General features: G+C 77.3%; 1 pseudogene. It reads left to right on the top strand.

The window, feature by feature from the left end:
* Positions 1–286, top strand: a pseudogene (locus tag BMG07_RS41100) (hypothetical protein); the annotation flags it as partial.

The raw sequence follows: 286 nt of genomic DNA, 5'->3' as shown, positions 1-286 counted from the left end.
CGCCGACGCCTCCGGCGCCCTGCGCTCGCCCGCGCCGCGTGCCGCCGCCGCCGCCAAGCCCGCACGCTCGCAGGGCCCCGCGTCCTTCTCGGCGCTGGACCGGTGGACGTCCTTCAGTTTCACGGGTTCGGGCGGCGAAGTGCGCCATGCGCGTGGCGACATCGAAGGTTTGCCGGCGCTCGTGGGCACCGTGGCGCGTTCGGCCACCAGCGCCGACGAGCCGCTCGCCGCGCCGGTCGACGCGCGCCTCGCGCTGTATCGCGGCGGCACGCTCGTCGCGGTGCTG

Origin of the sequence: Variovorax sp. E3 (genome assembly GCF_016082275.1) — a bacterium.
Classification (GTDB): Bacteria; Pseudomonadota; Gammaproteobacteria; order Burkholderiales; family Burkholderiaceae_C; genus Variovorax.
The sequence above is the reverse complement of the archived record's forward strand: the minus strand, read 5'-3'. Positions and strand labels throughout refer to the sequence as shown.